Annotated in this window: 18 protein-coding genes; 12 read left to right on the forward strand and 6 right to left on the reverse strand. The window is 54.4% G+C overall.

Translation table 11 applies throughout. The annotated features are described in order from the left end of the window. Positions 1-212: 212 nt before the first annotated feature. Positions 213-710, forward strand: coding sequence for a DUF1616 domain-containing protein (locus E2484_RS13880; protein ID WP_137285788.1), 498 nt, complete (start codon positions 213-215; stop codon positions 708-710). A gap of 165 nt (positions 711-875) precedes the next feature. On the opposite strand, the gene E2484_RS13885 is transcribed toward E2484_RS13880, so the two are convergent. Then, positions 876-1,157: a hypothetical protein gene (locus E2484_RS13885; RefSeq protein ID WP_137285789.1), complete on the reverse strand. Its 282-nt coding sequence runs from the start codon at positions 1,155-1,157 to the stop codon at positions 876-878. 336 nt (positions 1,158-1,493) lie between these two features. After that, entirely contained in the window at positions 1,494-2,306 is an 813-nt protein-coding gene (locus E2484_RS13890) for a CPBP family intramembrane glutamic endopeptidase (RefSeq protein ID WP_137285790.1), read from the reverse strand. Positions 2,307-2,851: 545 nt separating this feature from the next. Between E2484_RS13890 and E2484_RS13895 the strand changes: the two genes are divergently transcribed. The 6 genes from E2484_RS13895 to E2484_RS13920 all read left to right on the forward strand — a co-directional run bounded on the left by E2484_RS13895 (position 2,852) and on the right by E2484_RS13920 (position 9,259). After that, a complete protein-coding gene (locus E2484_RS13895; RefSeq protein WP_137285791.1) occupies positions 2,852-4,087 on the forward strand; it encodes a glycosyltransferase family 2 protein in 1,236 nt (411 codons plus the stop codon). Further along, the gene (locus tag E2484_RS13900) at positions 4,087-4,320 is read left to right on the forward strand and encodes a hypothetical protein (RefSeq protein ID WP_137285792.1); all 234 of its coding nucleotides are present in this window, start codon (positions 4,087-4,089) and stop codon (positions 4,318-4,320) included. The genes E2484_RS13895 and E2484_RS13900 overlap by 1 nt, the downstream gene beginning before the upstream one ends. Before the next feature lie 296 nt (positions 4,321-4,616). Beyond that, positions 4,617-5,792, forward strand: a complete 1,176-nt coding sequence (locus E2484_RS13905; protein ID WP_170977355.1) for a glycosyltransferase family 4 protein — start codon at positions 4,617-4,619, stop codon at positions 5,790-5,792. Further along, a complete protein-coding gene (locus tag E2484_RS13910) occupies positions 5,782-6,717 on the forward strand; it encodes an NAD-dependent epimerase/dehydratase family protein (RefSeq protein ID WP_137285794.1) in 936 nt (311 codons plus the stop codon). The genes E2484_RS13905 and E2484_RS13910 overlap by 11 nt, the downstream gene beginning before the upstream one ends. Continuing rightward, positions 6,714-8,099, forward strand: coding sequence for a sulfatase-like hydrolase/transferase (locus E2484_RS13915; protein WP_321112654.1), 1,386 nt, complete (start codon positions 6,714-6,716; stop codon positions 8,097-8,099). The genes E2484_RS13910 and E2484_RS13915 overlap by 4 nt, the downstream gene beginning before the upstream one ends. A 92-nt stretch (positions 8,100-8,191) precedes the next feature. Next, complete coding sequence (locus E2484_RS13920) at positions 8,192-9,259, forward strand: glycosyltransferase (protein ID WP_137285796.1); 1,068 nt, start codon at positions 8,192-8,194, stop codon at positions 9,257-9,259. 251 nt (positions 9,260-9,510) lie between these two features. Here E2484_RS13920 and E2484_RS13925 read toward each other — a convergent pair whose 3' ends face one another. Together E2484_RS13925 and E2484_RS13930 are read right to left on the reverse strand one after the other, a co-directional pair. Then, positions 9,511-10,473, reverse strand: coding sequence for a glycosyltransferase family 2 protein (locus E2484_RS13925; RefSeq protein ID WP_137285797.1), 963 nt, complete (start codon positions 10,471-10,473; stop codon positions 9,511-9,513). Between the two features lie 152 nt (positions 10,474-10,625). Then, positions 10,626-11,771 (reverse strand): glycosyltransferase family 4 protein, encoded by a 1,146-nt coding sequence (locus tag E2484_RS13930; RefSeq protein WP_137285798.1) that lies wholly within the window; start codon positions 11,769-11,771, stop codon positions 10,626-10,628. A 407-nt stretch (positions 11,772-12,178) separates the two neighbouring features. Here E2484_RS13930 and E2484_RS13935 point away from each other — a divergent pair, with 407 nt between their 5' ends. From E2484_RS13935 to E2484_RS13945, 3 genes are read left to right on the forward strand one after another with little or no spacing between them, the layout of a single operon-like run. Beyond that, positions 12,179-13,825 (forward strand): alkaline phosphatase family protein, encoded by a 1,647-nt coding sequence (locus E2484_RS13935; protein WP_137285799.1) that lies wholly within the window; start codon positions 12,179-12,181, stop codon positions 13,823-13,825. 40 nt (positions 13,826-13,865) lie between these two features. Further along, positions 13,866-15,398, forward strand: a complete 1,533-nt coding sequence (locus E2484_RS13940; protein ID WP_137285800.1) for an alkaline phosphatase family protein — start codon at positions 13,866-13,868, stop codon at positions 15,396-15,398. A 21-nt stretch (positions 15,399-15,419) separates the two neighbouring features. Further along, entirely contained in the window at positions 15,420-16,988 is a 1,569-nt protein-coding gene (locus E2484_RS13945; RefSeq protein ID WP_137285801.1) for an oligosaccharide flippase family protein, read from the forward strand. A gap of 202 nt (positions 16,989-17,190) precedes the next feature. On the opposite strand, the gene E2484_RS13950 is transcribed toward E2484_RS13945, so the two are convergent. After that, positions 17,191-18,453 carry a glycosyltransferase family 61 protein gene (locus tag E2484_RS13950; protein WP_137285802.1) on the reverse strand — a complete coding sequence of 421 codons (1,263 nt, stop codon included), beginning with the start codon at positions 18,451-18,453 and terminating at the stop codon, positions 17,191-17,193. Between the two features lie 348 nt (positions 18,454-18,801). On the opposite strand from E2484_RS13950, the gene E2484_RS13955 reads away from it, so the two are divergent. Then, positions 18,802-19,923 (forward strand): glycosyltransferase family 4 protein, encoded by a 1,122-nt coding sequence (locus tag E2484_RS13955; RefSeq protein WP_137285803.1) that lies wholly within the window; start codon positions 18,802-18,804, stop codon positions 19,921-19,923. Here the strand turns inward: E2484_RS13955 and E2484_RS13960 are convergent. After that, a complete protein-coding gene (locus E2484_RS13960) occupies positions 19,913-20,893 on the reverse strand; it encodes a glycosyltransferase family 2 protein (protein WP_170977356.1) in 981 nt (326 codons plus the stop codon). The genes E2484_RS13955 and E2484_RS13960 overlap by 11 nt on opposite strands. Positions 20,894-21,004: 111 nt before the next feature. Between E2484_RS13960 and E2484_RS13965 the strand changes: the two genes are divergently transcribed. Continuing rightward, positions 21,005-22,066 carry a glycosyltransferase gene (locus tag E2484_RS13965; protein ID WP_137285805.1) on the forward strand — a complete coding sequence of 354 codons (1,062 nt, stop codon included), beginning with the start codon at positions 21,005-21,007 and terminating at the stop codon, positions 22,064-22,066. The last annotated feature ends 95 nt before the right edge of the window (positions 22,067-22,161 follow it).

Here is a 22,161-nt window from a genome sequence, read left to right on the forward strand (position 1 = left end):
TATCCCGAACAGAACGGACGGTCAGTAGGACGCTAAATAATCGCTCACGGGGAAACCGTGACTCGACACAGACGAACTGACGTGCATCAAGATGGAGCAATCCACGACGAGACCTGGCGAGCGCGGTTGCTCGCCAGTGGGACGGCGGCGTTGGTACGGGGTGTATCGACGAGTCCGCTCGTGGGGGTTCGGGAACTGAAGTTGCAATAATCATGACTAAATTCGAGTTGTCCAAACTGAAACAGTCCTTCACGCGAGCCATAACTTGGATCTTGGCCGGTGTACTAGTCTTTTCGATACTCGGCGTCGGCTATATGGCAGTCAATCCACCGGAGTTGGCAAAGCCGCTCACGGAGTTCTACATCTTGGGGCCGGATGGCAACGCAAGTAATTATCCAACGGATCTAACAGTCAACGAGTCTGCGGATTTCATCGTCGGAATCGCGAATCACGAACACAGGAATTGGACGTACACTGTCGTCGTTCAGTTGGCGTCCACGAAGGACACGAAGACCGTAGTCGTTGCAGATGGTGCAACGTGGGAGCAATCGATGACAGTGACACCGCGGACGACGGGCCGGCAAAAAGTTACTATCCACCTCTATAAAGGGTCCACTGGGACCCAGTCGAGGGATCCCTATCGACGACTACGGCTGTGGATCAACGTTTCACGACCGCAGTCGGCCGGGGCGAACATCACAGCCATTTGATTACTTCAGCAAGTCTTTTGTCTATCACGGTTAAACGAACACATAAGAGGGGGATTCACACATGGGGCTTACCGCAATCGTTTCGAGTACAGTTACTGGTGTTTCGAACGGTGTTCCGGCCGGATCGTCGGGAGTCATCTCGTCCCAAGCCTCTCCGGGTGTCACCTACCTGTTCTCGCGCTTCTCGTCGAATGCAGTCGTCTCGTCGAGTGTCTCGGCCGGGGCCTCGTCAAGTACCTCCGCGGGGGCGTCAGCGAGTGCCTCAGCGAGTGCCATTTCCCTCCTCTCACCGATTGGACTCGGGGTTGGGGGTATCTTCGTCGCTGCAACCCTCATCTTCCTCCTCGCGTACTTCGATCTCTTCGACACGGCCGACATCACCAATCCCCAACTCCGTACGACACTCCTCGTGACGATCGTCCCGCTGTTGCTCACCTTCGCCGGCATCGTCCTGTTCCAATCACTCCAGATGGTGTAGGGTCCTCCTGTCGAAGTACCTTGTTCCACCGTTCTTGCCCGAGAGACGTCGGTGCTGGCTTCTCCCACGACGATGTCGTGGGGTTCTACTAGTCACGGACCAGCGCCCGGTCGAGCCGTGAGCGTTCTCCCTGCTTCCACTGTAATCACTGTCGCTATCCACTGCCAGGGGGATTCGGTTGTCAACTCTCAACGCCTCGGCGTCCTTCCTTCTCCCGACTAACGCGTGGGGAAATGCGGAGACGAGAAGATGATCGAATCACGAAACGATCGACTGGCGTTCGAGCACGCCACGAGAAGATCTGGTCAAAGTTTGGCTCCTAAGGAGCCGTGGAGGGGAAGGACAGCAAAGAGAAACACGTTGAGTAGTCCATGGATGAGCGTGATGAATCCGAGACTCTCCGTCTTGTCATAGATGAGCCCCAGCAGTAGACCGATTGCGAATGCAAAGAGGACTTCCAGCGGATGCCCGTAGCCCGAGTGCATCAATCCGAAGAGTCCGCTCGCGAGGAGAAGGCCTTGAACGCGACCGAAGCGCGTTTGGAACGTCGGTTGGAGGACACCTCGAAAGAGGAGTTCCTCTACGAAGCCGACGAAACCGACCATAACACCGCTAATGAGAGCGAGATTCAGAAGATTCCATTCGGGGATCAGTGCTACTGGCTGAATAATCCAATACTCAATTTCGGCGAACACGAGAGCGATCCCAACGATGACAGGCAGCAGCAGAACGGTGGACTTCCAATTAATGGTAGGGTCCGCAGGATGGTGTGACCGCTTCAGTAAGTAGAGCCCCGGAATTAGGGGGCCATAAATCAGGGGAAACCAGTAGAGAGTGAGTTGAAAAAACACCGGCATTCCGAGGTTGACGAGTCTGAAAAGGGGTACCAAGAGGAGGGCCTGGAACGTGGTGGTCTCGTCTTCGATGCGTAGTGGGAGAAGGCTCGTCAACACGAGTGTCACGAAGTGTCCCCAGAGAGCGTACCCTGTGAACCCGACGAACAGCAACCCCTCACTTCCGACGATTCCGAGAATCGGTATCCAGATGGCGATTTCTGACCAGAGGTCCTGCCGCTTCCGTAACTGGTGCAGTGGGAGCCGAAACTGATCCAATTTCATCGGTTAACTCCGAACTGTCCTCTATGACCAGTGACACCTCTATAAAGTCTCCGTTCAAAGAATTAGCTTCACTGGCTCGAGACCACGCTCGCTGGAAGCGAACCAATGACCTACTTCCTATCAGAAGCAAACGTATTTGCGTGACGTGTTGCGCCGTACTCGTCCCTGAAGAGACGAGGTTGTGCCCTAGATGACGGCTCGGAAACCAGGTATGTGTGGATGGCGAGCGTCGTTGTAAACGAACATTTAACTGCTGAATTCCGAGAGTGAAGAGACCTGCAACGAGTGACGTGAAGACGTTGTTCCTTGTCTTGGGGATGATGAGCCGCTGACGACCGGTAGCAAGGCCAAGAACGGCCGCTTTCGGCTTGAGAGGAGATATGGTGGATTTCCAATAGGAACGGCTCAGCAACACGGAGGAGAAACGAACTGACGATGCTTCCGATTCAGAAAGTAAGCACGCCACAGAACTGCACACAGTGCTGCAGGGTGGGGAATTGTGCAGCGAGCAACGAACCGGCCGTTCGGACGAGGGGAGAGTACGCATGGGAGTCGAGAAATCTGAGCCAAACCGGGTGACAGACACGTCGTGGGGAGAGGGCACTACTACAGAGGAACCCGCGACGGAAGACGGGCAGCAAGTAGATACCAATCATCGGCCGATGTTAAGCGTCGTGTTACCTACACGCAACGAAGAGGACGGGATTGCGGAGTGCATCCGGCAAATCAAGCAGGCGATCGAAACACTCGACGTAACCGCCGAGATTATCGTGAGCGATAGTTCCAGCGATCGCACCCCGGCCATCGCCCAGGACTTGGGTGCGACGGTAGTGACACCCTCGGAAACGGGTTATGGGAACGCCTACAAGGAGGCGTTCGAGCACGCTCGAGGAGAGTACATTGCAATCGGTGATGCCGACACGACGTACGATTTTACCGAACTACCAAAGTTGTTGAGGCCAGCGGTGCTCGACGAGGCAGACCTCGTCCTCGGGAGTCGATTTGCTGGCGAAATCAAACCGGGCGCGATGCCCCGCCTTCATCAGTACGTTGGCAACCCACTGTTGACCGCCTTTCTGAATCGCTTCTACAAGGCGGGCGTCACCGATGCCCATAGCGGGTTTCGCGTCATTCGCCGTGATGCCCTCAAGCAACTTAACTTGCAGAGTGAGGGAATGGAGTTCGCCAGCGAGATGGTCATGGATGCTGCTGAAAAGGACCTCGAGATTACGGAAGTGCCAATTACGTACTATGAACGGGTGGGAGAAGCAACGCTCGACAGCTTATACGATGGCTGGCGACACGTGAAGTTCATGTTGATAAATGCACCGACTTACGTCTTTACCCTCCCTGCGCTCGTCTGTACTCTCGTCAGTATCACGATAATCGTCCCGTCGTTGCTCTCCGTCCACACCGCGGGAGTATCATTCGGCATGCATACGATGCTCGTTGGCAGTCTTCTCCTGATTGTCGGCTACCAGATCGGAAGTCTGGGGGTGTATAGCGCGGTTGCTGCAGACCCGATAAAATCACCAGACGGCCAGATTATCGAGTGGCTGATGGATGAATTCCGGCTCGAACACGGGGCAATAGCCGGGCTCGTCGTGTGTGGCCTTGGCGTCGTCACCGCGAGTTACATGACCTTCGAATGGCTGGTTGGTCACATTCGGACGCCGTTCATCGTCCCGAGTCTCCTCGCGTACACCGCGATTATTCTGGGTATTCAGACGATTTTCAACTCGATTTGCTTGAGCATTCTCGTCAATGGAGGGAACAGCTGATGACCGTCCAGGAGGACACGAAACAACTCGAAGTACCAGCACGGATCGTGTCGCAAATAGAGACTCGACTGTCACGAACGGAGTTCGATTCGCCTGAGGAGTACATCACGTACGTCCTCGAGGAAGTGCTGTACCACCTCAACCAACAAACGGAAAACGACGAGTTCGAAGCCGTCGACGAAGCGGAAGTAAAGGACAGACTACAAACACTTGGTTATTTGGACACCGACTGACCGATGTACGGACTTTATCGTTGGACACGACGTCTGATTCGATGCATTCAGCGAGACGCTAGTGGATTTCCCGACGCACCTGTCGTTACCACCCACGGTCGCGTACGTCCTACGGCAGGATTTCGTCAACCCACCTGTACGTCTCGTACTCGCCTTCTTCGGAGTCGTTCCCGGCCCCGATGGGCTTCTCGGGTAGCCAAGGTTCCCGAGCGGGTACGGAATTGCGGGGACGTCAGTACTCCTGTTCGTCTATCCTGGACACCCCGAGCAATCGTACGCGACACGGGGGTGGCTGCATGAAGATCGCGTACGTGTACGATGCAGTATACCCGTGGGAGAAAGGGGGTGCACAGAAGCGGGTGTGGGAGATTGCTCGACGATTGGCCGAGACGCACGACGTCCATCTGTATGGGATGCACTATTGGAACGGTCCCGACACGATCGAACGTGACGGTGTGACGTTCCATGGGGTCTGTGACCCGAAGGACTTGTACGTGAACGGCCGACGGTCGATTCGGCAGGCACTCCACTTCGCCGTCCACGTGGCCCCACGCTTACGCGACGCCCAATTCGATATCGTAGATTGTCAGGCCTGGCCATTGTTTCCCCTCTTCCCATTGAAACTGCACGAAATCGCCCGTGAGTTGAGGCTCTGTGCTACCTGGTTTGAAGTCTGGGACCAGTACTGGTACGACTACCTGGGCTACAAGGGCGTCTTCGGACGAGCTATCGAACGCGCTAGCGTTCGATTGCCTACGGAAATCATCACCCTGTCAGACCACCTGAAGGCGGATTTAGCGACAATTGGGCGAGAGACTAACGTCTCCGTGGTTCACAACGGGGTCGATTACGAGGGACTCCAAAACGTTCCCGTCGCCGAGCACGACTGGGACGTAATCTACGTCGGTCGGTTGGCGGAGCACAAACACGTTGACGTACTCTTGGATGCTGTTGCTCAGGTGACCGACCAACTCGACCGCGACGTGAGTTGCGGCATCATTGGCGACGGACCGGAGCGGACCGCCTTGGAAGCGTATGCACGAGACCGAGGGGTCACCGAGGCCGTCGAGTTCCTCGGGTTCGTCGAGGAGGACGAGACGGTCGTTGCAAATCTTAAAGCAGCAGACGTCTTCGTCTTGCCCTCGACGCGTGAAGGCTTTCCGAATACGATTCTCGAAGCGAACGCATGTGGGACCCCGTCGATCGTCGTTGACCATCCAGATAATGGGGGAACGGCCGTTGTGAACGATGGCGAAACGGGGTACATTACGCCGCTCTCGTCGGAGGTCATGGCTGATCGGATTACAACCGTTCTGACGGATCGAGCGACGCGAAGACGACTCCAAACCAATGCACGTACATTCGGCAAACAGCACGATTGGGATCGGATCGTGGACGAACTCGAACAGGTGTACACAGACCTGGTTACGAATACACGCGAGGTGGAGGTGAGTCATCCCCATGCAACTTGATGGGAAACGCGTCCTCGTGACAGGGGGAGCGGGTTTTATCGGGACACATGTGACCCAGGAGTTAGTGGAGGCTGGCGCTGATGTCCACGTTATCGATAACATGTTCGCAGGTGGCGAAGCGCAACTTCCCGCGGATGCTTCCTTCACGGTACGCGATATCCGCTCGAAGGAGTTGCAGGAGGACGTCACGGAGTTTAAGCCGGATGCAATAATTCACTTGGCGGCGTTGCATTACATTCCGTACTGTAACGAGCATCCGGAAGACGCGTTCACCGTGAACGTGATGGGGACGCGCAATCTGCTGCGTGCGACCAGCGCAGTGCCGAACCTCGAATCCATCCTGTATACATCGTCGGCGGCGGTCTATCCACCGCGCGAAGGTGCCATGAGTGAGACGTCGGACGTCGGTCCGATCGACATCTACGGGCGCACGAAACTCATCGGTGAAGATCTCCTCCGGTTGTTTGCGGCCCAGGCGGACACTGCTGCGGTCACGGCGCGGCTATTCAACGTCTACGGACCGAACGACACGAACCCGCATTTGATTCCGGCGATTCTAGAGCAAGTCAGGGATGGAGCCGAAACGATCGAACTCGGAAATCTCGCTCCTAAACGTGATTTCGTGTATGTCCGTGATGTCGCGCGAGCGTTAGTTACGCTTGTATCGAATCCACAAGCGTCATATCGGGCCTTCAACGTCGGCACGGGGTCGACGTACTCTGTGCGAGAAGTCGTCGAGTGTGTCGGTACTGCCCTCGGTAAAGACCTCGATGTCGTCCAGGTTGCAGAACGGACACGCGAGACGGAGCGTCCCCACTTGGAGGCAGATATCGACCGTATCCGGTCGGAAACCGGATGGACACCGCAAACCGAACTCGTCGAGGGCATTCGGCGGCAACTGAACCAGGAGCAGATATCATCATGAGAAATATTGTACTCGTAACGTTCGATAGTCTGCGTGCCGATCACTGTAGTTTCATGGGCTACGAACGTGAGACGACGCCAACCCTCGATACGATGGCCGACAATGGGATCGTCTTCGAAAATGCGATTGCTCCAGCTTCACGGACGAATCCCGCAATGGCAGGTGCGTTTACCGGGGAACCGTTGGTCGCTCACGACCGTGTTGCGAATCCCGAGCATTCACGCCGTCATCTGCGGCGTCACGGTACGCTCGCAGAAACACTGACTCGACAAGGGTATGAGGCAATTGCGTTCTGCCCGAACGCGTATGCGTCTCGCTACTACGGTTTCGACCGCGGATTTGACCGCTTCGAGGACTTTCTGTTTGACAGTAGCTGGTATCAGAAACTATTCGATAGACAACTCGCTGGTTCCAGCATCTATACGGCGTTCCGGAACCTTCGCAACTACGTGCGGCGGCAAGAAGCGTTCAAAACGTGGGACACCTACATCGATGAAATCGAGCAGACGATTGCTGGCCGCGACACGGAAAATCCGTTTTTCCTCTGGGTGTTTTCGCTCGATACTCATTTCCCGTATCTGACGCCACGCCGGTACCGACGATGGAGTACGTGGTTCGACAACTATTATTATAATTGGCGCTGCAACCAATTAATCGACCAGTTTAACGTCGAACTCTCGGCCTACGAACGGCAGCAGATACTTAATATCTACGACGATTCACTCGCATTCGGTGATCACCTCTTACGAGAATTACAGGACCGCTTAGCCGAGTACGATCCCGTATTCGTCGTCCATGGCGATCACGGTGAAGCGTTCGATGAACGCGGTATTTATGGCCATTTCTACCCGGAGTTGTATGAGGAGAATATTCGCGTTCCCCTCGTCGTCAGTGGGAAGGAAACCCCCTCGACGCGGGTGAACAGGCCGGTATCGCTCCTCCAACTCCCCGATCTCATTCAGGCTATGAGTACGCTCTCCGAGGAGCAAGCACTCCAACCGGAGCAGCGGCGGGCGCTCTCCGGGAACGACTGGGTGGTTGCATCCGATTTCGATGGTCGGCGCAATCGACAGTTGACGGCTGTCCGCACGAAAAATCTCAAATACATTCTGCGGTCAGCCAACGACGAACCTCCGCAACGGGAACTCTACGATCTGGCAGACGACCCTAACGAACAATCCAACGTGGCCGAGACCCACGCGGCAGCGGACGCGCTCCACCAACTCGCTGCGCGGCGACGCACCCACGAACGAGAGCTTCTGACCCTCCGGCAAGCGAGTAATCAGCTCACACTCACAGCAGGCGACGGAGACCCAGTCCCGGATGGCACCCGTATCGATAGCCAGGCTCGCCAGACTAAATCCGGCATCGACAGTATTTGAAACGACATGTGCGAAGACTGGGAAAAGATACGTAGTTACGAGCCGACTCTTCGGACGCTCGTCCAAACTATTCGCACGACAGCGTGAATCAAATGACGAAACCTAGCGAGGGGCCGAAGTGGCCGAAAAGGGAAACGGACATCGATAGAAGTGCGGCGAGTACCGACGGGTGTGTGCTCTTTGTCTCACCGGGACCGAGTCTAGCTCAGCCTGCCAGTGGTGAAGGGACGCGACTGAAACACCTCTCACGAGAACTCGCGGCCGACTGGACGATTCTTACGTTGGTTCCAACGGCGGTCGCCGACGAGCAACCCTGTCCGGACTGGGTCAACCGCCGCTTCACCTACGACCAGTGGTCGATCCCACACTTGACAGACTTCAATCCCGACTTTATCCGTGCGTTACGTCAAATCTTTTCGGAAATCACTGTCGACATCGTTCACCTTTCGACTGGCGTCTGCGCCGCTCGGGTCGTCGCGTCTATTACTCACGAACAGCCGACAGTGGTGTACGCGGCCCAGAATGTCGAAGCCGACCATGCGCGTGAGTTCGTTGCTTCCCAACTACCAGCGTACAAACGAGTACTCGGCCCGCGACTTATCCCTCGGCTCGAACGCATGACCGTCGCTTGTGCCGACGCAATCACTACAGTGAGTGAGGCGGATAGAACACGCTTTCTCGACCGGTATTCGCTTCCCGAGGAGTTCGTTCGAGCGGTTCCGACCGGAAGTCCACAAATTTCCGAGTCCGATTTGCTGCCACCGGCAGTCGTCCGCGACCGCTACGGCTTAGATCAGCGGTCGATCGGTGTGTTTCACGGGAACTACGATCATCCACCGAACCGAGAGGCCGCGGACCTACTGTTGACCAAGATAGCGCCGGTACTTCGCCAGCGAGGGGTAGACGTCCAACTCGTGCTGATGGGCAAGGGAGCGCCTGCAAGTTCGGAGCCGAACGTCCGGTCGCTTGGTTTCGTCGATGATCTCTATTCGGTGTTGAACGTAGCGGACTTCGCGGTAGTCCCGATTCTCCATGGCGGTGGCACGAAGACGAAGATCTACGATTACGTGAGTCTCGGAGTTCCCCTCGTCGCAACCGAAAAGCCGTCACAGGGATCGAGCTTGTGGATCAAGTTCACGGGATTTTTACGGACCGAGTAAACGCCGAATTCCTTACTGCCATCGAACGCACGGAGACGCATCCTGATCTGCGACGTAAGTTCCGACAGAATCTCCGCGCGCTCGCTCGTGATAACACGTGGCACCGATCGGCAAAGATCCTAAACGCGTTCTATCGGGAGTGTAGAGCTGAGTGAATCCGCAGTTGACAACCGACCGCTTCAGGGGTTTTCCACCACGATATTTACGAAACAACCGACACGTGCGGCGATGAGTATACGGGCATTGCTTTGCTACCACCGTATGGCCTGCCCGATCGCACGACGGACTTGGCGTGGTAATCGGGAATACACCGTCGATAAGGGCCGGTCGAACAGCGCAAGCATCAACCCGATATGATAGCGAGGAACGAACGGATAGTATCGGATGGCACGGAGCGTGTACCGTCGGGCGATACCGGGCTGATCCGTCATAACCGCTATCCACCCGATCCGAAAATGGAGTTCCGCTCGCCATCGTCGCTCGAAGCGCCATCCGTACGTCGCCGCCAGACTCCCGAACTTCTCGAGTAACAGGGGTAGCGCGGTACGCTTCCGGTCAAGGCTACCGCTGACCTGTTCGTAATCCGCGTTAGCACCCCCACCGCGCTCGACAAGCGGTTCGGGGATAGAGGCAAACTCCCACGACCGCGAGAGACGGAGGAACCACTCCCAGTCGTCATCCATGGGAAACCGCGGATCTGGGAGACCGACATCCTCGATCGCTTTACGGTGGACCATCACGCTCGAATAACCACCGACAAAATTGTGAAGGAGCAGTTCTCTCGTCACGTCTCCCTCGACAGTGGGTGACCGTTCGCGCGTTTCGTTTCGATTCCTGCTACCGCAGTATGTGAGACCGACGTCTGATGACTCGGCCCGGAACAGGTTGACCTGTCGAGCTACCTTCCTTCGGAGGTAGCGGTCATCGTCGTCCAAGAATGCGACGAGATCGCCTGTCGATGCGGAGATACCGGTCGCCCTCGCCGCGTTCTGACCCTTGTTCTCCTCGTGTTCGAGGAGTCGGAAATCGAGCAAATCAGCGGTGTCAATACCGTCAAGTGACGCCTCAACACTAGTTTTCGATCCGTCATCGACCACGATCAATTCGATCGGATCGTACGTCTGATCGAGAACGCTCTCGACGGCCGTTTTGAGAAAATCGGGGCGCTCGTACGTAGGAATTATAACACTCACCAGAGGCGTTTCCTGAACCATCCTTCCCTAAGGAGTAACCCGTTCACCACCGTTTTATAGATAAAGGAGCAAAAAGTAATATATGTGATCAATGTGTGCCGTTTAAGGTAATTGTTGGTCGAAGTAGCAGTCGGGGATTGCTACTGGATGACCGAAAGGAGAACAGGAACGTCTCAGGTTCCGTTGCGGACTGAGTCGTACACGTGTTCGACCCTTCGAGCAACGCTGATCCAATCTCGCTGTTTTGCTTCTCGATATGCACCGTGAGACAGATAGTGTAACTGACGCGGCTGTTTGATAAGACGAGTCACGGTTTCGGCGATGGCAGTAGCTCGTCGTGGAACGATATATCCAGATTCGCCGTCTCGAACGACGTCCGGAATGCCACCGACTGGCGGCCCCACGACTGGTGTGCCGGAGGCCATCGCCTCTAAAAATACCAGTCCGAACCCTTCGTAGTTGGATGTAAAGAGGAGAACGTCCGCTGATGCGTAGAGGAGGGGTAGATCCGCATCAGGGACAAAGCCGAGAAACCGAACGCGGTCGGAGACACCTAATTCAGCTGCTAACTGACGTAATCGAGGCTCGCGCCGGCCAGCGCCAGCGATTAGAAGCTCGACATTATCGTACTCCATTTCACCGACGCTCCGAAGTGCTAAATCTGCCCCCTTTCGAGTGATAAGACGGCCGACAAACAGAAGCGTGAGATTCTCCTCGGACACGGCAGGGTGTGATTCAGTCCGTGGACAAAACCGGTCCGTATCCACACCGTGATGAATCAGAGTGACTTGCTCGGGGGACAGTCGGTACCGTTCGATCAACTGATCCTGCATCTCCGTACTGATTGCGATGACGTGGTCGGCCATGCGAGCCGCCACGGTGTCCATGACCGCGTTCATGGGGTGGAAAACGTATTTCAGCAAGAAGTCAGCAGGCTGTTCGGCTGAGTGAGCCATCACTTCACTGGGCGCGAAGCTATGACTGGTCACGACGACCGGGACGTCAGTGCGCGAAAACGCCACTGTCGATGCTGGCATCAACGTGCCATGGAGTACGTCGTACTCCGAGGTATCCACTTCTCGACGCGCGACGAGATTGTAATACAAGGTCTCCAATGTGACCAATTCGCGGTGTTCTGAAACGATATCGAACACCGTGACGTTGTCGTGTACGTCCCGCGGCACGTCGGTCGTTGATGACTGCGTGTACACGTCGACTTGATGCCCGCGCTGGCCGAGAGCGTTCGCCAGTTCGAAGACGTAGATTGCTGATCCGCCGCCTCTGGGAGGAAACATCTTCGAGAGAAACGCAATCTTCATTGTGGCTATCTCACACACCCGGCTTTATATCCATGACGGACACACACTCGAGTGAAGCACCGACGCCTTGAGCGATTCTGTGGAGTGTCGCCACCGAAACCGCCACTGCGTCGGCAACAAGTTCGCCCGGCGTGACTAAACCGGTCAAACAGTCTACGGGGACTTCTATTTTCAGACGGTTAAAGTAACGGTTCGAAAAATCAGTAGAGGTTTCGCTCGCTCGAAACCAACACGGTTACTCTTTTATCGACCTACGGAAGGGCCACGGTACGGAGACCCTGTGTTACGAGTGGAGATTTATAGGCGGTGCAGTGGCTACAAAACATGTATTCGATGAATCAAATGACCTCCGTCATTGCCAGACAGTCGGACGCTGTCACGATCGCACTACCGACGAGGTCACACGTATGAACGCGAGAAAAACGGTAATTTTTGGACTAGACGGAGCGTGTTTTCACTACCTTCAGCCGTGGCTCGATGAGGGAACGCTCCCCACAATTCAGGACCTAATCGGACGCGGGGGGTGTGCGGCCCTCGAGAGTTGTGTCCCAGCCACGACTCCACCAGCGTGGACGTCGCTCACGACAGGCGTCAATCCCGGAAAACACGGTATCTTTGGGTTCTACACCCGCCAGAAGAACACGTATCAGACTCGACCGGTATCGAACGCCGACGTCTACGCCCGTCGGCTGTGGGAGTACGCCTCGGAGGCTGGACTGACGTCGCTGGTCCTGAACGTCCCCGTCACGCATCCGCCGCGTGAAATCAGTGGAACGGTGATTCCAGGGTATATAGCCCAAGATTCACCAGAAACGTATCCTGCAGATATTCTCGACCAACTCGGACTGACGGGGTATTCTGTTTACGCCCCCTCGGAAGCGAGAGACGTTCCAAGCGACCAGCTGTTGACAGAGTGGCTCGAACTGACGGATTCGCGCCGGGAGCTCGCCTTGTCGTCGATGACTGCCTTCGATTGGGATCTGCTCTTTCTCCAGTTCCAAAAGACGGACGGAGCAGTCCACAAGTTCACCGACCGGGAAAAGATACGACGAGTGTTCGAACGCGTCGACGCGAGCATGAAGACCATCCTCGAAGCGGTGGACGGAGATCCAAACGTGTTCGTCGTGTCTGACCACGGAATTGGTCAAGAGAAGGAGTGGACCATCGCCCTGAACACCGTGCTTGCGCAAGCCGGCTACGTCGAGACCACGAAAAAACAATCGCGCGAAGAAACGTGGCTCGAACAGAATATCTTCACTTCCGACCAAACGGACGGGGCGTCAAATGGTCTCGAACGTGTACTGCGTACGCTTGGATCGGTCGGAGTCACGAAGCAGCAGATTGAGCGCCTACTGTCGACAGTCGGGATGTACAATCTCGTGGCTAGCTACGCGCCCGCCGGATTAGGTGACTCGTTAGAAGAGGAGACTGTCGACCACGAACGAAGTACAGCGTTCTACGAAGGAATGGGCTTCAGCGGTGTTGATATCGGCGTCATCGTCAACGATGATCGGTTCTACTCCTCGGAGGTAGTCTCTGCAGAGGAATACGGCGAGGTTCGTGACGAGGTTATGCACCTACTCGAGACGCTAGAGGGACCCGCGGGAAAGCCGTTCGTAAACGTCACGCCGCGAGAAGACGTGTATCACGGGTCCCGCGTCGAGTATGCGCCCGACATTATTTTAGAGCAAGCCCCACCGTACGTCATCGGCAGCGACCAACCCCGAGGAAAGGCGTTCATTCCAACTGACGACGGTCGTATCGATCACACGCGACACGGCTTGATCGTCGCTGCTGGCCCGGACATCAGGGATGGGTGGTCACTCGAACAGACGCCGTCTATCACGGACGTGACTCCAACCGTTCTGCAACTCCTAGAGGTGCCGTTGAACAGTCGATTTGACGGGACAGTACTCGAGCCAGTATTACGAACTGATGCAGAACCATCGGTCGAGAGGTACGACGAGTACGAACCCAATAGGCGTAGTCAGCGTACTCGGAGCGAGCAAACGAAACTGCGCGAACGCCTCCAGGGAATGGGGTATTTAGAATGACAGTCAGACGACCACGCTCGATCGAAAACAGCATAAAAATATGACTCGCACATTCGTCCTCGGAATTGACGGCGGAAGTTGGCGGATTCTAGACGACCTCGAGTTGTCGGCATTTGAACAGCTACGCGATAAGGGTACGACGGGAACGTTGCAGTCCACGTTACCTCCAATTACGTACCCCGCTTGGAAATGTTATTCGACCGGTAAGAATCCGGGAAAACTCGGGGTATTTGGCTTTCTTAACTTTGACCGCGAGAAACGAGCAAATCGCCAGAACGACGCGACGCACTTCGATAGTGCCGAACTCTGGGATTACTTGTCGAACGAAGGCAAGCGAGCCGGAGTCGTAAACATGCCGACGACCTCTCCCCCACACGAGATTAATGGCCTTATGATCGCGGGACCGAACAGTGACAGGTCAGGGTTCGTTACCCCAGCAAACAGGGAGCCGGAGATCACCGAATTAGGTTATGTTCCTCTTACGAACGGATCGCGGCTCGCGATAAAGTCCGGGGACGAAAAGACGATTACAACCGTCGAGGAACTCATCGAATCACGATTCCGCGTGGCCCGGAAGCTAATAGCTGGCGAATCATTCGACTTTTTCCAACTTACCATCTATTGTACTGATCCCGTCCAACACCATTTCTGGGACGGTCAAGAACTCCTCGAAACGTATCAGTGTCTCAATCAGGAGTTGGAGACGTTGCTGGAGCGACTCGAGGCCGACGACGAAGAATGGAATGTAGTGGTTGTCTCTGATCACGGTTTCCAACCGATCCGAGGAACGGTGTATCTCGATACGTGGCTCGAACGAGAGGGCTTTCTTCACAGAAAAGAAGATGGTAATTCGGGGACGTCGTTGCTTCAAACTGCCGGCTTGACGAGCAACAACGCCGTTCGAATGATTCGGACACTTGGCCTCGAACGTCTCGTCGGTCGACTTCCAGATTCGATGACTAGTTCGATTGCACACCGGCTGCCATCTCGAAGTCGCCTTTCAGTCGTCGACTCCGTCGATTGGGAGCGTTCGGACGCCGTATTCTTGATGGGGGGAATCTACATCTTGGACAAAGCCCGTCGGCAAGAGATAATCGAGGAGTTAGTAGAGTCACTTACATCATTCACTAAAAACGGGAATCGCGTTATTGACAAAGTTCACAAAACAGACGCGGTCTACAACGGCACGTATCTCGAATCTGCTCCCGACTTGATTACAGTTTCTGATGACTACAATCTGCTCGGGTTCTCCCGTGATGGCTCGCTATTTACGTCTGAACACCCCTGGATCGCTGCCCACGAGATGGAGGGTCTATTTATCGGGACTGGCCCGGAGTTCCAGGAGAAGTCGGATGTCGGTCTGGACATCTACGACGTGGCACCAACAGTCCTCCACGCGATGGACTGTGCTGTTCCGACTGACATAGACGGATCGGTTCGGAACGATATTCTCGCAGGAGACGACGATGTTCAGAAACGCGACCCACTTACGCAACAACGCGACACTGGCTTACCCGGGGCGAATCAGGACCAGATGATGGAGAATCTCAAACAACTCGGGTATCTTGAGTGAGAGACTCCGCGCCAGCGTTCCATGAGTTCTGATTCACCGATCGACCATTCCGAGATTCAATCCGCATTGGAATCGATCAGTTTGAGTGCTATCTTGATTCTGGGAGCGACGCTTCTCAGTCAAGGACTCGGGTTCGTCACGCGAATCACGATGGCTCGGTACCTCCCCGTCGATGGATACGGAAACGTCGTTCTCGGCATCGCGATGCTGAATCTTTTAGGAATCATCGTGCTTGCCGGGATGCCGCCTGCTCTGTCGAGATACATACCCCGGTTCGAGAGCACGGGCGAGCGCCAAGAGATCGTGGTGTCTTCGTTCCACATCGTCGTGGTTTTGTCGCTGATCGTATCCGTCGTTGTCTATCTCCTAACCGTGGTGCTACCGCGTTCGTGGTTCGGTGACGTGAATTTGATTCGGATTTTCCGCATTTTTGCGCTAGTCATCCCGTTCTACGCCGTTATCAAACTCAGCATCGGTAGCTTTCGTGGATACGAAACGACGTTCCCTCAGATCATCACCGATAAGGTGTTGCTACCCGGCTCGCGGCTCGTCTTCATCGTACTGTTCGTTCTTGCTGGTTACGACACGGTCGGCATCGCACTCGCCCATGCAGTCGCCTTCCTGGTGATCGCAATCGGTTGTTTCGTCTTGGTTCATCGGGTCGGGTCGTTTTCCCTAACTGATTTCTTCCATCGAGGATCGATGAATCGTTACCGCGAACTCCTCGTTTTTTCTGCCCCACTCGCCGCCTCTGGCGGCGTCAACATCATCGCGAAACATAGTGACGTAGTCCTGCTTGGGATTTTTAAGTCCAGCACGGAAGCCGGGACCTACGAGTTAGCATTTCGAATGTCGCTATTTCTCATTTTCTTCTTCTCACCGGCGATAGATTATCTGTTTCAGCCGATCGTGTCGCGGTTTCACTCCGAGGAACGGTTCGATGATATGGACTCTCTCTACACGTTGACTACTCGGTGGATCGTGGTGGCAACCTTCCCCGTGTTCGTTCTCTTTTTCTTGTTCTCCGACCAGACGATGACATTTTTCTTCAGTGATAGGTATCGTGCAGGAGGGATCGCCCTCTCGATTCTCGCATTCGGCGCTATGGTTTCCCGTCTTCCGGGGCTGACCGGAAGTATTCTTATTTCCACAGGACGAACAAAAACGATCATGTACATCTCGTTCGGAACCGCCTTTTGTAACGTCTTTCTCAATATCGTTCTCATTCCCTTCTACGGTATTACGGGGGCCGCTATGGCGACGGCAGCGACGACGGTACTGAACAACATCCTAGAAATGTACATCGTATATAATATGTACGAGATACACCCGTTCGAGAGGGAGTTCGTACTTCCGACCATGCTGATAGCTACGATATTCGGGATTATCTCCGTTTCTCCGGTTCGATTTTCGGACTTTAGCTTCCTCTACAGTGTCGTAATTGCTGGCGGATTCGGTGCAGTATACCTCTCGTTATTCCTCCTTACGCGGTCCATTTATCAAGTCGAGTTACATCTCGTAGACCAGTTGTTTCAGCGCCTTGGTTTCTCGGTTCGGGTTTCGAAAACGTTCCAGCTATTTACGCGATAGACCGCCCTAAACACGAGGGACATTCGGTAAATCTCTACTCACGTAGTATCGGTTCGTAGTATTTGTCTCAGTGAGCGAACGCTGGCTACTGTTGTGGTGGTTTTTCAAGACAGAGGTACGGTCTGGTACGAGGAGTAGTAACCCACCGACGTTCTCCCCCTGCTACGCCAGATACGTATAGCTCTCTCCCGATTCGTGACTCTCATAACGCTTCGATTACCGCCCGTACTCGGGCAGGGTCAGCAATCATGTCACTGTGACGCGGAGGGATACCATCATCGCCGACCAAGTCACAGAGGACGAACTCGTACGAGTGACCCAGTTCGTTCGCTAGCACCAAGAAGTGTTCACTGGCACCCTCGTCCGTAAGTAGTTCGACGACGTCTACGTCGGTGGAGTAAATGATGTTCGTCAGGCCAGCACCGTGAGGGCCGACGACGATATCCGCATTGGCGAACAACCGCACCTGATCTCTAAACGACAACTCGCTCAGCGCGAATTTGACGAACCCCATCTTCGCGAGCGTGTTAAGCAACTCTTTTTCGTTTCGAACACGGCGATAGTCTGCGTCACTTCGGGAAATATAGATGCGATTGGGGAGGGAACGATTGCTCTCGGTCACGTTCGATAGAATCCGATTTCGGACCCATCGAAGATTGGCCGGGGAACCGGTGAATCTCGACCCACGGTTCCGGTAGGGATGCGGCGGTACGGCAAGGGTGTTCACCTCCGTTACGGAACAGTCGAGCTCGATCCACGATTCGTCGGGATATCCCATCAACGCGAGGGAATCACGTTGCCAATCAGTGATTCCTGACGGTATCATGAGCGGAGGGGCCTGTCCAATGAGCGTACAGTATCGCTCGTACCAGCGTAGCTTAGGGAGCGTCTCGTAGAACCAGTGTGCGAACGCCAGACCCCGTTTTCCAGTCAAAAGGAACGCCCTGTCAAGCCGGCATTCGGCATCGTCGTGACCGACGTAGTTCTGCAGGACAGTGCGAATAGAGACGTTGTCCGCCAAGCGATGGGAGTACCTCCTCTCTGATCCGACCTCCACCGGAACTATGTACCCGTAATCGATCCCCACTATCATCCCGGGGCCCAAGACGCGTGCGTTCTGGTATTCCCCGATTACGCGTTCCGGCGTTTCGATCTCGCCTTCGATATTAGCCAGGTGCCGCGGAAGCGAGTCTCGGAAAGAACCCTCATAGCTAACGGTCTTCTTCTCCGAGGACTGGACCGGTATCTGACTTTGACATTTATCGTATATTTCGTCTCCAGTGATGTGCCATGGCCTGAGTAGCTGTTGGTGCACGAACTTTCGAGACATCCGCAGTAGTGGAACTAATCCCTGGTTCCGGTATACGTGTACGGCATCACGCGCGATTTCAACGGGAGAATTCATCTCTTTTGAAAATCGCGGAATAAGTTTGGTGAGACGGAAATCCTCGACTTTGGGTCTCATTTTCCCTTCTCCGGAAGACAGTGACTTGACTACCGATTTGGAGCAGTCGCAAATGTACGCTCGTTTCGGGGGTTGAACATTGGTTGCTCTGACGAATCGGGAACATCTGCGACTACGTTTGAGCTCGCCGGTTGTTGAGCGGTGGTTCGCTCACGTCGACTTGAAAGCCGTTCATCCGATAGGAGACGGTCATTCAATGTCCGGTAGCGAATATCGCGCGTGATATCTTTATGAACTTCGGTTTAATACGTTCGAGCGTGTGTTAACCGTACTGCTGTGAAACTGTTCGCCCGTCGATTATATTAGATAAACAATCTTATGCGGAATGCTCGCCTGTCACTGGCTTAAATGCAGTTAGCATTCGTCAATAGAACGGCGGGTTTCACTAGAGGAGGTGCGGAGATTTGGGATTTGAAGTTAGCAGAGAGTTTGAGGGATATGGGCGTCGAAGTGACGTTCTACGTGGGGAGACCTGTTTTTTCGGAACTTCCGAATCCACCAACGGAGTTCGACTATGTCGAAGTTCCTACTCCGCAACTTCGAGATGTGGCCTTCGCTGCACCTCCTGGTATCGGTGGCCTACTCACGGACATCGATTCGTGGGTTTTCGCTCAGCGGGTACTCGATCAGATACGAGACCGGGAATACGATATCATCCAGGTGTGTAGCAGGCCGCACTTCTCCTACTTCACTTCGAAAGTCGATCCACCAGTCACACTCGTGATGCATGGGACACCTTGGTCCCTGTGGTACGACGTTCTCAACCCCTTCTCTTCCTCGACTCAGCTTCTGAACTCCTTCGATCACGTAATTACGACAGGGACGACGAAAGAGAAAATCGAGGATCAAGTCTCGGTTGGAGTGGCGACAGTTAATCCGGGTATCGATACCGAGAAATTCACTCCACGACCCAGCGGAGAAGACGGAAAATCTATCCTCTTCGTCGGACGGTTCGTTCCAGCGAAAAATCTCTTTCTCCTGCTCGAATCCTTCGAATCGGTGCTAGAAACACATCCGGAATCCGAATTGACCCTTATCGGTGACGGACCGCTTAGGAAAAGGGTAGAGCGGAAGATTGGAGAGTTAGGAATAAACGAGCGTGTCCGCTTATTGGGGCCGATAGAAAACGAGCGACTGCCAAACTACTACAACGAAGCGGACGTGTTCGTTCTTTCATCGGCGCACGAGAGTTTCGGAATCGTCATCCTAGAGGCGATGAGTTGCGGTACGCCGGTCGTGGCACCAACGGTCGGTTGGGCTCCACGTCTGATAGAACACGGCGAAAACGGACTTCTATTCGATACCGGTTCGAAATCCCAACTCGTCGAGGCGCTCGATCGGGTTCTCGACGATGCAGAGTTACGAAATAGGATGAGCGAACGATCTCGGCAGAAAGCGGTCTCAGGATTCGACTGGGACTACCGGGCCCGGGAGCTCAAATCAATTTACGAGGAAATCCTCAGTTCTTGAGGGGATTTTGCGTATCCACGATAGTTCGTACATAGATACGCTTCAGCTTCCGTATCGGTTCGACGGTGAACCTGCCTCCGAGAAAGAGAAAGTAATAAAAATAAAATACTGGTTCCGTCGGCACTCGACCAATCGCTCGCAGGATAGCTTTTCTGCCATCGGCATATCGCTCATTGCTGAGTGCAGATTTGGCGAGGTAAAAATCGACGTGTGCGTTAAATTCGTTTTCGAGCCCCATTTCGGCCGCCAGAGGGGAAAATTTCTCCCGAAATAGCTCACTCGTTACATCTCTTCGTTCGTCGAAATTATCGGTCGACTGTTCGTGACTACCACCCTCGCGACGAACTAACGCCTTGGGAACGGACCGAAATTCCCAATCTTTCGAAAGCCGTAGATAGTATTCCCAATCTTGCCAGCTAGGGAACCGCTCGTCGAGTAGACCGACTTCGTCGACCACTTCCGAGCGGATCATGACCGCAGAGAAGGTCCCGACGAAGTTTCGAAGAAGTATGGCTCGCGTAACGTCACCCTCGGTCGTAGGCGTCTTAATAGCCTTGACGTTACCCCGTTCGTCTACTTGTTTTACTCCGGTGTAGACGACACCGGGTACTTCGTCCGAGCGAAACTCCGTTACCTGTCGAGATATCTTCGTGGGTTCCCACACGTCATCATCGTCGAGAAATGCGATGAACTCTCCATCTGCCGCAGTGATACCCGTATTCCGAGCGGCCGCCCCGCCTCGATTCGTGTCATGACGGATGATTTGACTTTTCGGCAGTCGTTCTGTCTGGACGGGTTTAAGTACTTCTTCGGCGGGGACCACTGAACAATCGTCTACGACGATGAGTTCGAGATTTGGGTAGGTTTGGTCTAAAATGCTCTTGATCGCTCGTCTGAGTCGAGTAGTTCGGTTGTGGGTCGGAACTACGGCACTCACAAGTGGCTGTCCTGCATCGTCTCTAGGTTCCATTAGTCGGTCAACCAGAAGCGATTCAAAATATTTCACGAAGCAACATGATGGGCGGTGATCATTTATAACGAAGTAATTACTATCTCTGCGAACAAAATACGACGGACTTGGATGAACTGCCTCGTGATCACTCCCCATCGGCTCGGTATCCACGAGATGGCCAAACGGGTTGGGGCCGAATGGAGTACGATGGGCCACACTGTCGACTATATCTTTGCAGAAGGGAGTGCGGCACAGGTAGGTCCGTTCACGGTCGGTGCACCCGGAATCGCCATCTGGTGGTATCGGACTCTCAAGAACGTTGCCCAAGATCACGATCAGTACGATCTCATCTGGACACACCAACCGATCACTCCAATACTACCAACTACCGAGAGAACGTTCTGGGAGAAGGTTATCGTAACCATCCACACGACGTTACGACGTGATTACGAGCTTGCACAAGATGGGGTCTATCCGAGCAAACTGCTCCCGTACTACTGGCTGGTCAAAGTCATCGAAGGTCATTTTCACCGGACTTGTACGGATCAAAACGGCGTAGAACCGCACTACACGGTCGTGTCTCCACACCTTCGTAAAGAAACTCGTGCGTTCGGAGTCGATAATCCAATTTATATCCCCAACGGGGTCTTTACTCCCGATGCAGAGGATCTGTCGTCAATTCGTTCTGAATACGACATTCCAGATTCTGCGACACTTATATTCAATATCGGGAGTCTCACGTCACAGAAACGACCCGTAACGTTCGCTCGGCTTATGCACGAGGTCACCGAGTCTACGGATAATGTGTATTGCGTGATGGCTGGCGACGGTCCACTTCGCGATACCGTAGAGAGCTACGAGTCCGAGTTTCTTCGCGTCCTCGGATACATCACCGACGAGGAGAAGTGGCGCTGGTTCGCCGATGCGAATGTGTTCGCGAGTCTTTCCGCTTACGAAGGGATGCCAGTCGCAACAGTAGAGGCGTTATCATTCGACCTTCCAGTGGTTCTTTCGCGTATCCCGGCGCACCGTCATCTCCTGAACGAATACAACGCAAGTGGAGAACTCGTCGCCGACGATGCCACCGAAATACGCACCGCGGTTCAGAAATTACAAGCCGCTCGTTCAGAGGTGATGCTCCCCGAATGGCGAACGGTTGCAACTCAGTATCTGCAACTAGTTAACGGGTAAAATTACATCGTCGCTTTCAGTACAGTTTTCTGAACCTTCGTTCGATAACAAACCGAGTCAATATAGTAGTGATTTCTTGACAGATTTGACTGTGG

This window comes from Halorussus salinisoli (assembly GCA_005239435.1).
GTDB classification, from domain to species: Archaea; Halobacteriota; Halobacteria; order Halobacteriales; family Haladaptataceae; genus Halorussus; species Halorussus salinisoli.

What these genes read in the sequence shown, in the direction of transcription:
- E2484_RS13895 (WP_137285791.1), top strand. Translation starts at nt 2,852, where the DNA reads ATGGGAGTCGAGAAATCTGAGCCAAACCGGGTGACAGACACGTCGTGG.
- E2484_RS13950 (WP_137285802.1), bottom strand. Translation starts at nt 18,453, where the DNA reads ATGAGACCCAAAGTCGAGGATTTCCGTCTCACCAAACTTATTCCGCGA.
- E2484_RS13960 (WP_170977356.1), bottom strand. Translation starts at nt 20,893, where the DNA reads ATGGAACCTAGAGACGATGCAGGACAGCCACTTGTGAGTGCCGTAGTT.
- E2484_RS13945 (WP_137285801.1), top strand. Translation starts at nt 15,420, where the DNA reads ATGAGTTCTGATTCACCGATCGACCATTCCGAGATTCAATCCGCATTG.
- E2484_RS13880 (WP_137285788.1), top strand. Translation starts at nt 213, where the DNA reads ATGACTAAATTCGAGTTGTCCAAACTGAAACAGTCCTTCACGCGAGCC.
- E2484_RS13935 (WP_137285799.1), top strand. Translation starts at nt 12,179, where the DNA reads ATGAACGCGAGAAAAACGGTAATTTTTGGACTAGACGGAGCGTGTTTT.
- E2484_RS13940 (WP_137285800.1), top strand. Translation starts at nt 13,866, where the DNA reads ATGACTCGCACATTCGTCCTCGGAATTGACGGCGGAAGTTGGCGGATT.
- E2484_RS13965 (WP_137285805.1), top strand. Translation starts at nt 21,005, where the DNA reads ATGAACTGCCTCGTGATCACTCCCCATCGGCTCGGTATCCACGAGATG.
- E2484_RS13900 (WP_137285792.1), top strand. Translation starts at nt 4,087, where the DNA reads ATGACCGTCCAGGAGGACACGAAACAACTCGAAGTACCAGCACGGATC.
- E2484_RS13905 (WP_170977355.1), top strand. Translation starts at nt 4,617, where the DNA reads ATGAAGATCGCGTACGTGTACGATGCAGTATACCCGTGGGAGAAAGGG.
- E2484_RS13910 (WP_137285794.1), top strand. Translation starts at nt 5,782, where the DNA reads ATGCAACTTGATGGGAAACGCGTCCTCGTGACAGGGGGAGCGGGTTTT.
- E2484_RS13890 (WP_137285790.1), bottom strand. Translation starts at nt 2,306, where the DNA reads ATGAAATTGGATCAGTTTCGGCTCCCACTGCACCAGTTACGGAAGCGG.
- E2484_RS13920 (WP_137285796.1), top strand. Translation starts at nt 8,192, where the DNA reads ATGACGAAACCTAGCGAGGGGCCGAAGTGGCCGAAAAGGGAAACGGAC.
- E2484_RS13930 (WP_137285798.1), bottom strand. Translation starts at nt 11,771, where the DNA reads ATGAAGATTGCGTTTCTCTCGAAGATGTTTCCTCCCAGAGGCGGCGGA.
- E2484_RS13925 (WP_137285797.1), bottom strand. Translation starts at nt 10,473, where the DNA reads ATGGTTCAGGAAACGCCTCTGGTGAGTGTTATAATTCCTACGTACGAG.
- E2484_RS13955 (WP_137285803.1), top strand. Translation starts at nt 18,802, where the DNA reads ATGCAGTTAGCATTCGTCAATAGAACGGCGGGTTTCACTAGAGGAGGT.
- E2484_RS13915 (WP_321112654.1), top strand. Translation starts at nt 6,714, where the DNA reads ATGAGAAATATTGTACTCGTAACGTTCGATAGTCTGCGTGCCGATCAC.
- E2484_RS13885 (WP_137285789.1), bottom strand. Translation starts at nt 1,157, where the DNA reads ATGCCGGCGAAGGTGAGCAACAGCGGGACGATCGTCACGAGGAGTGTC.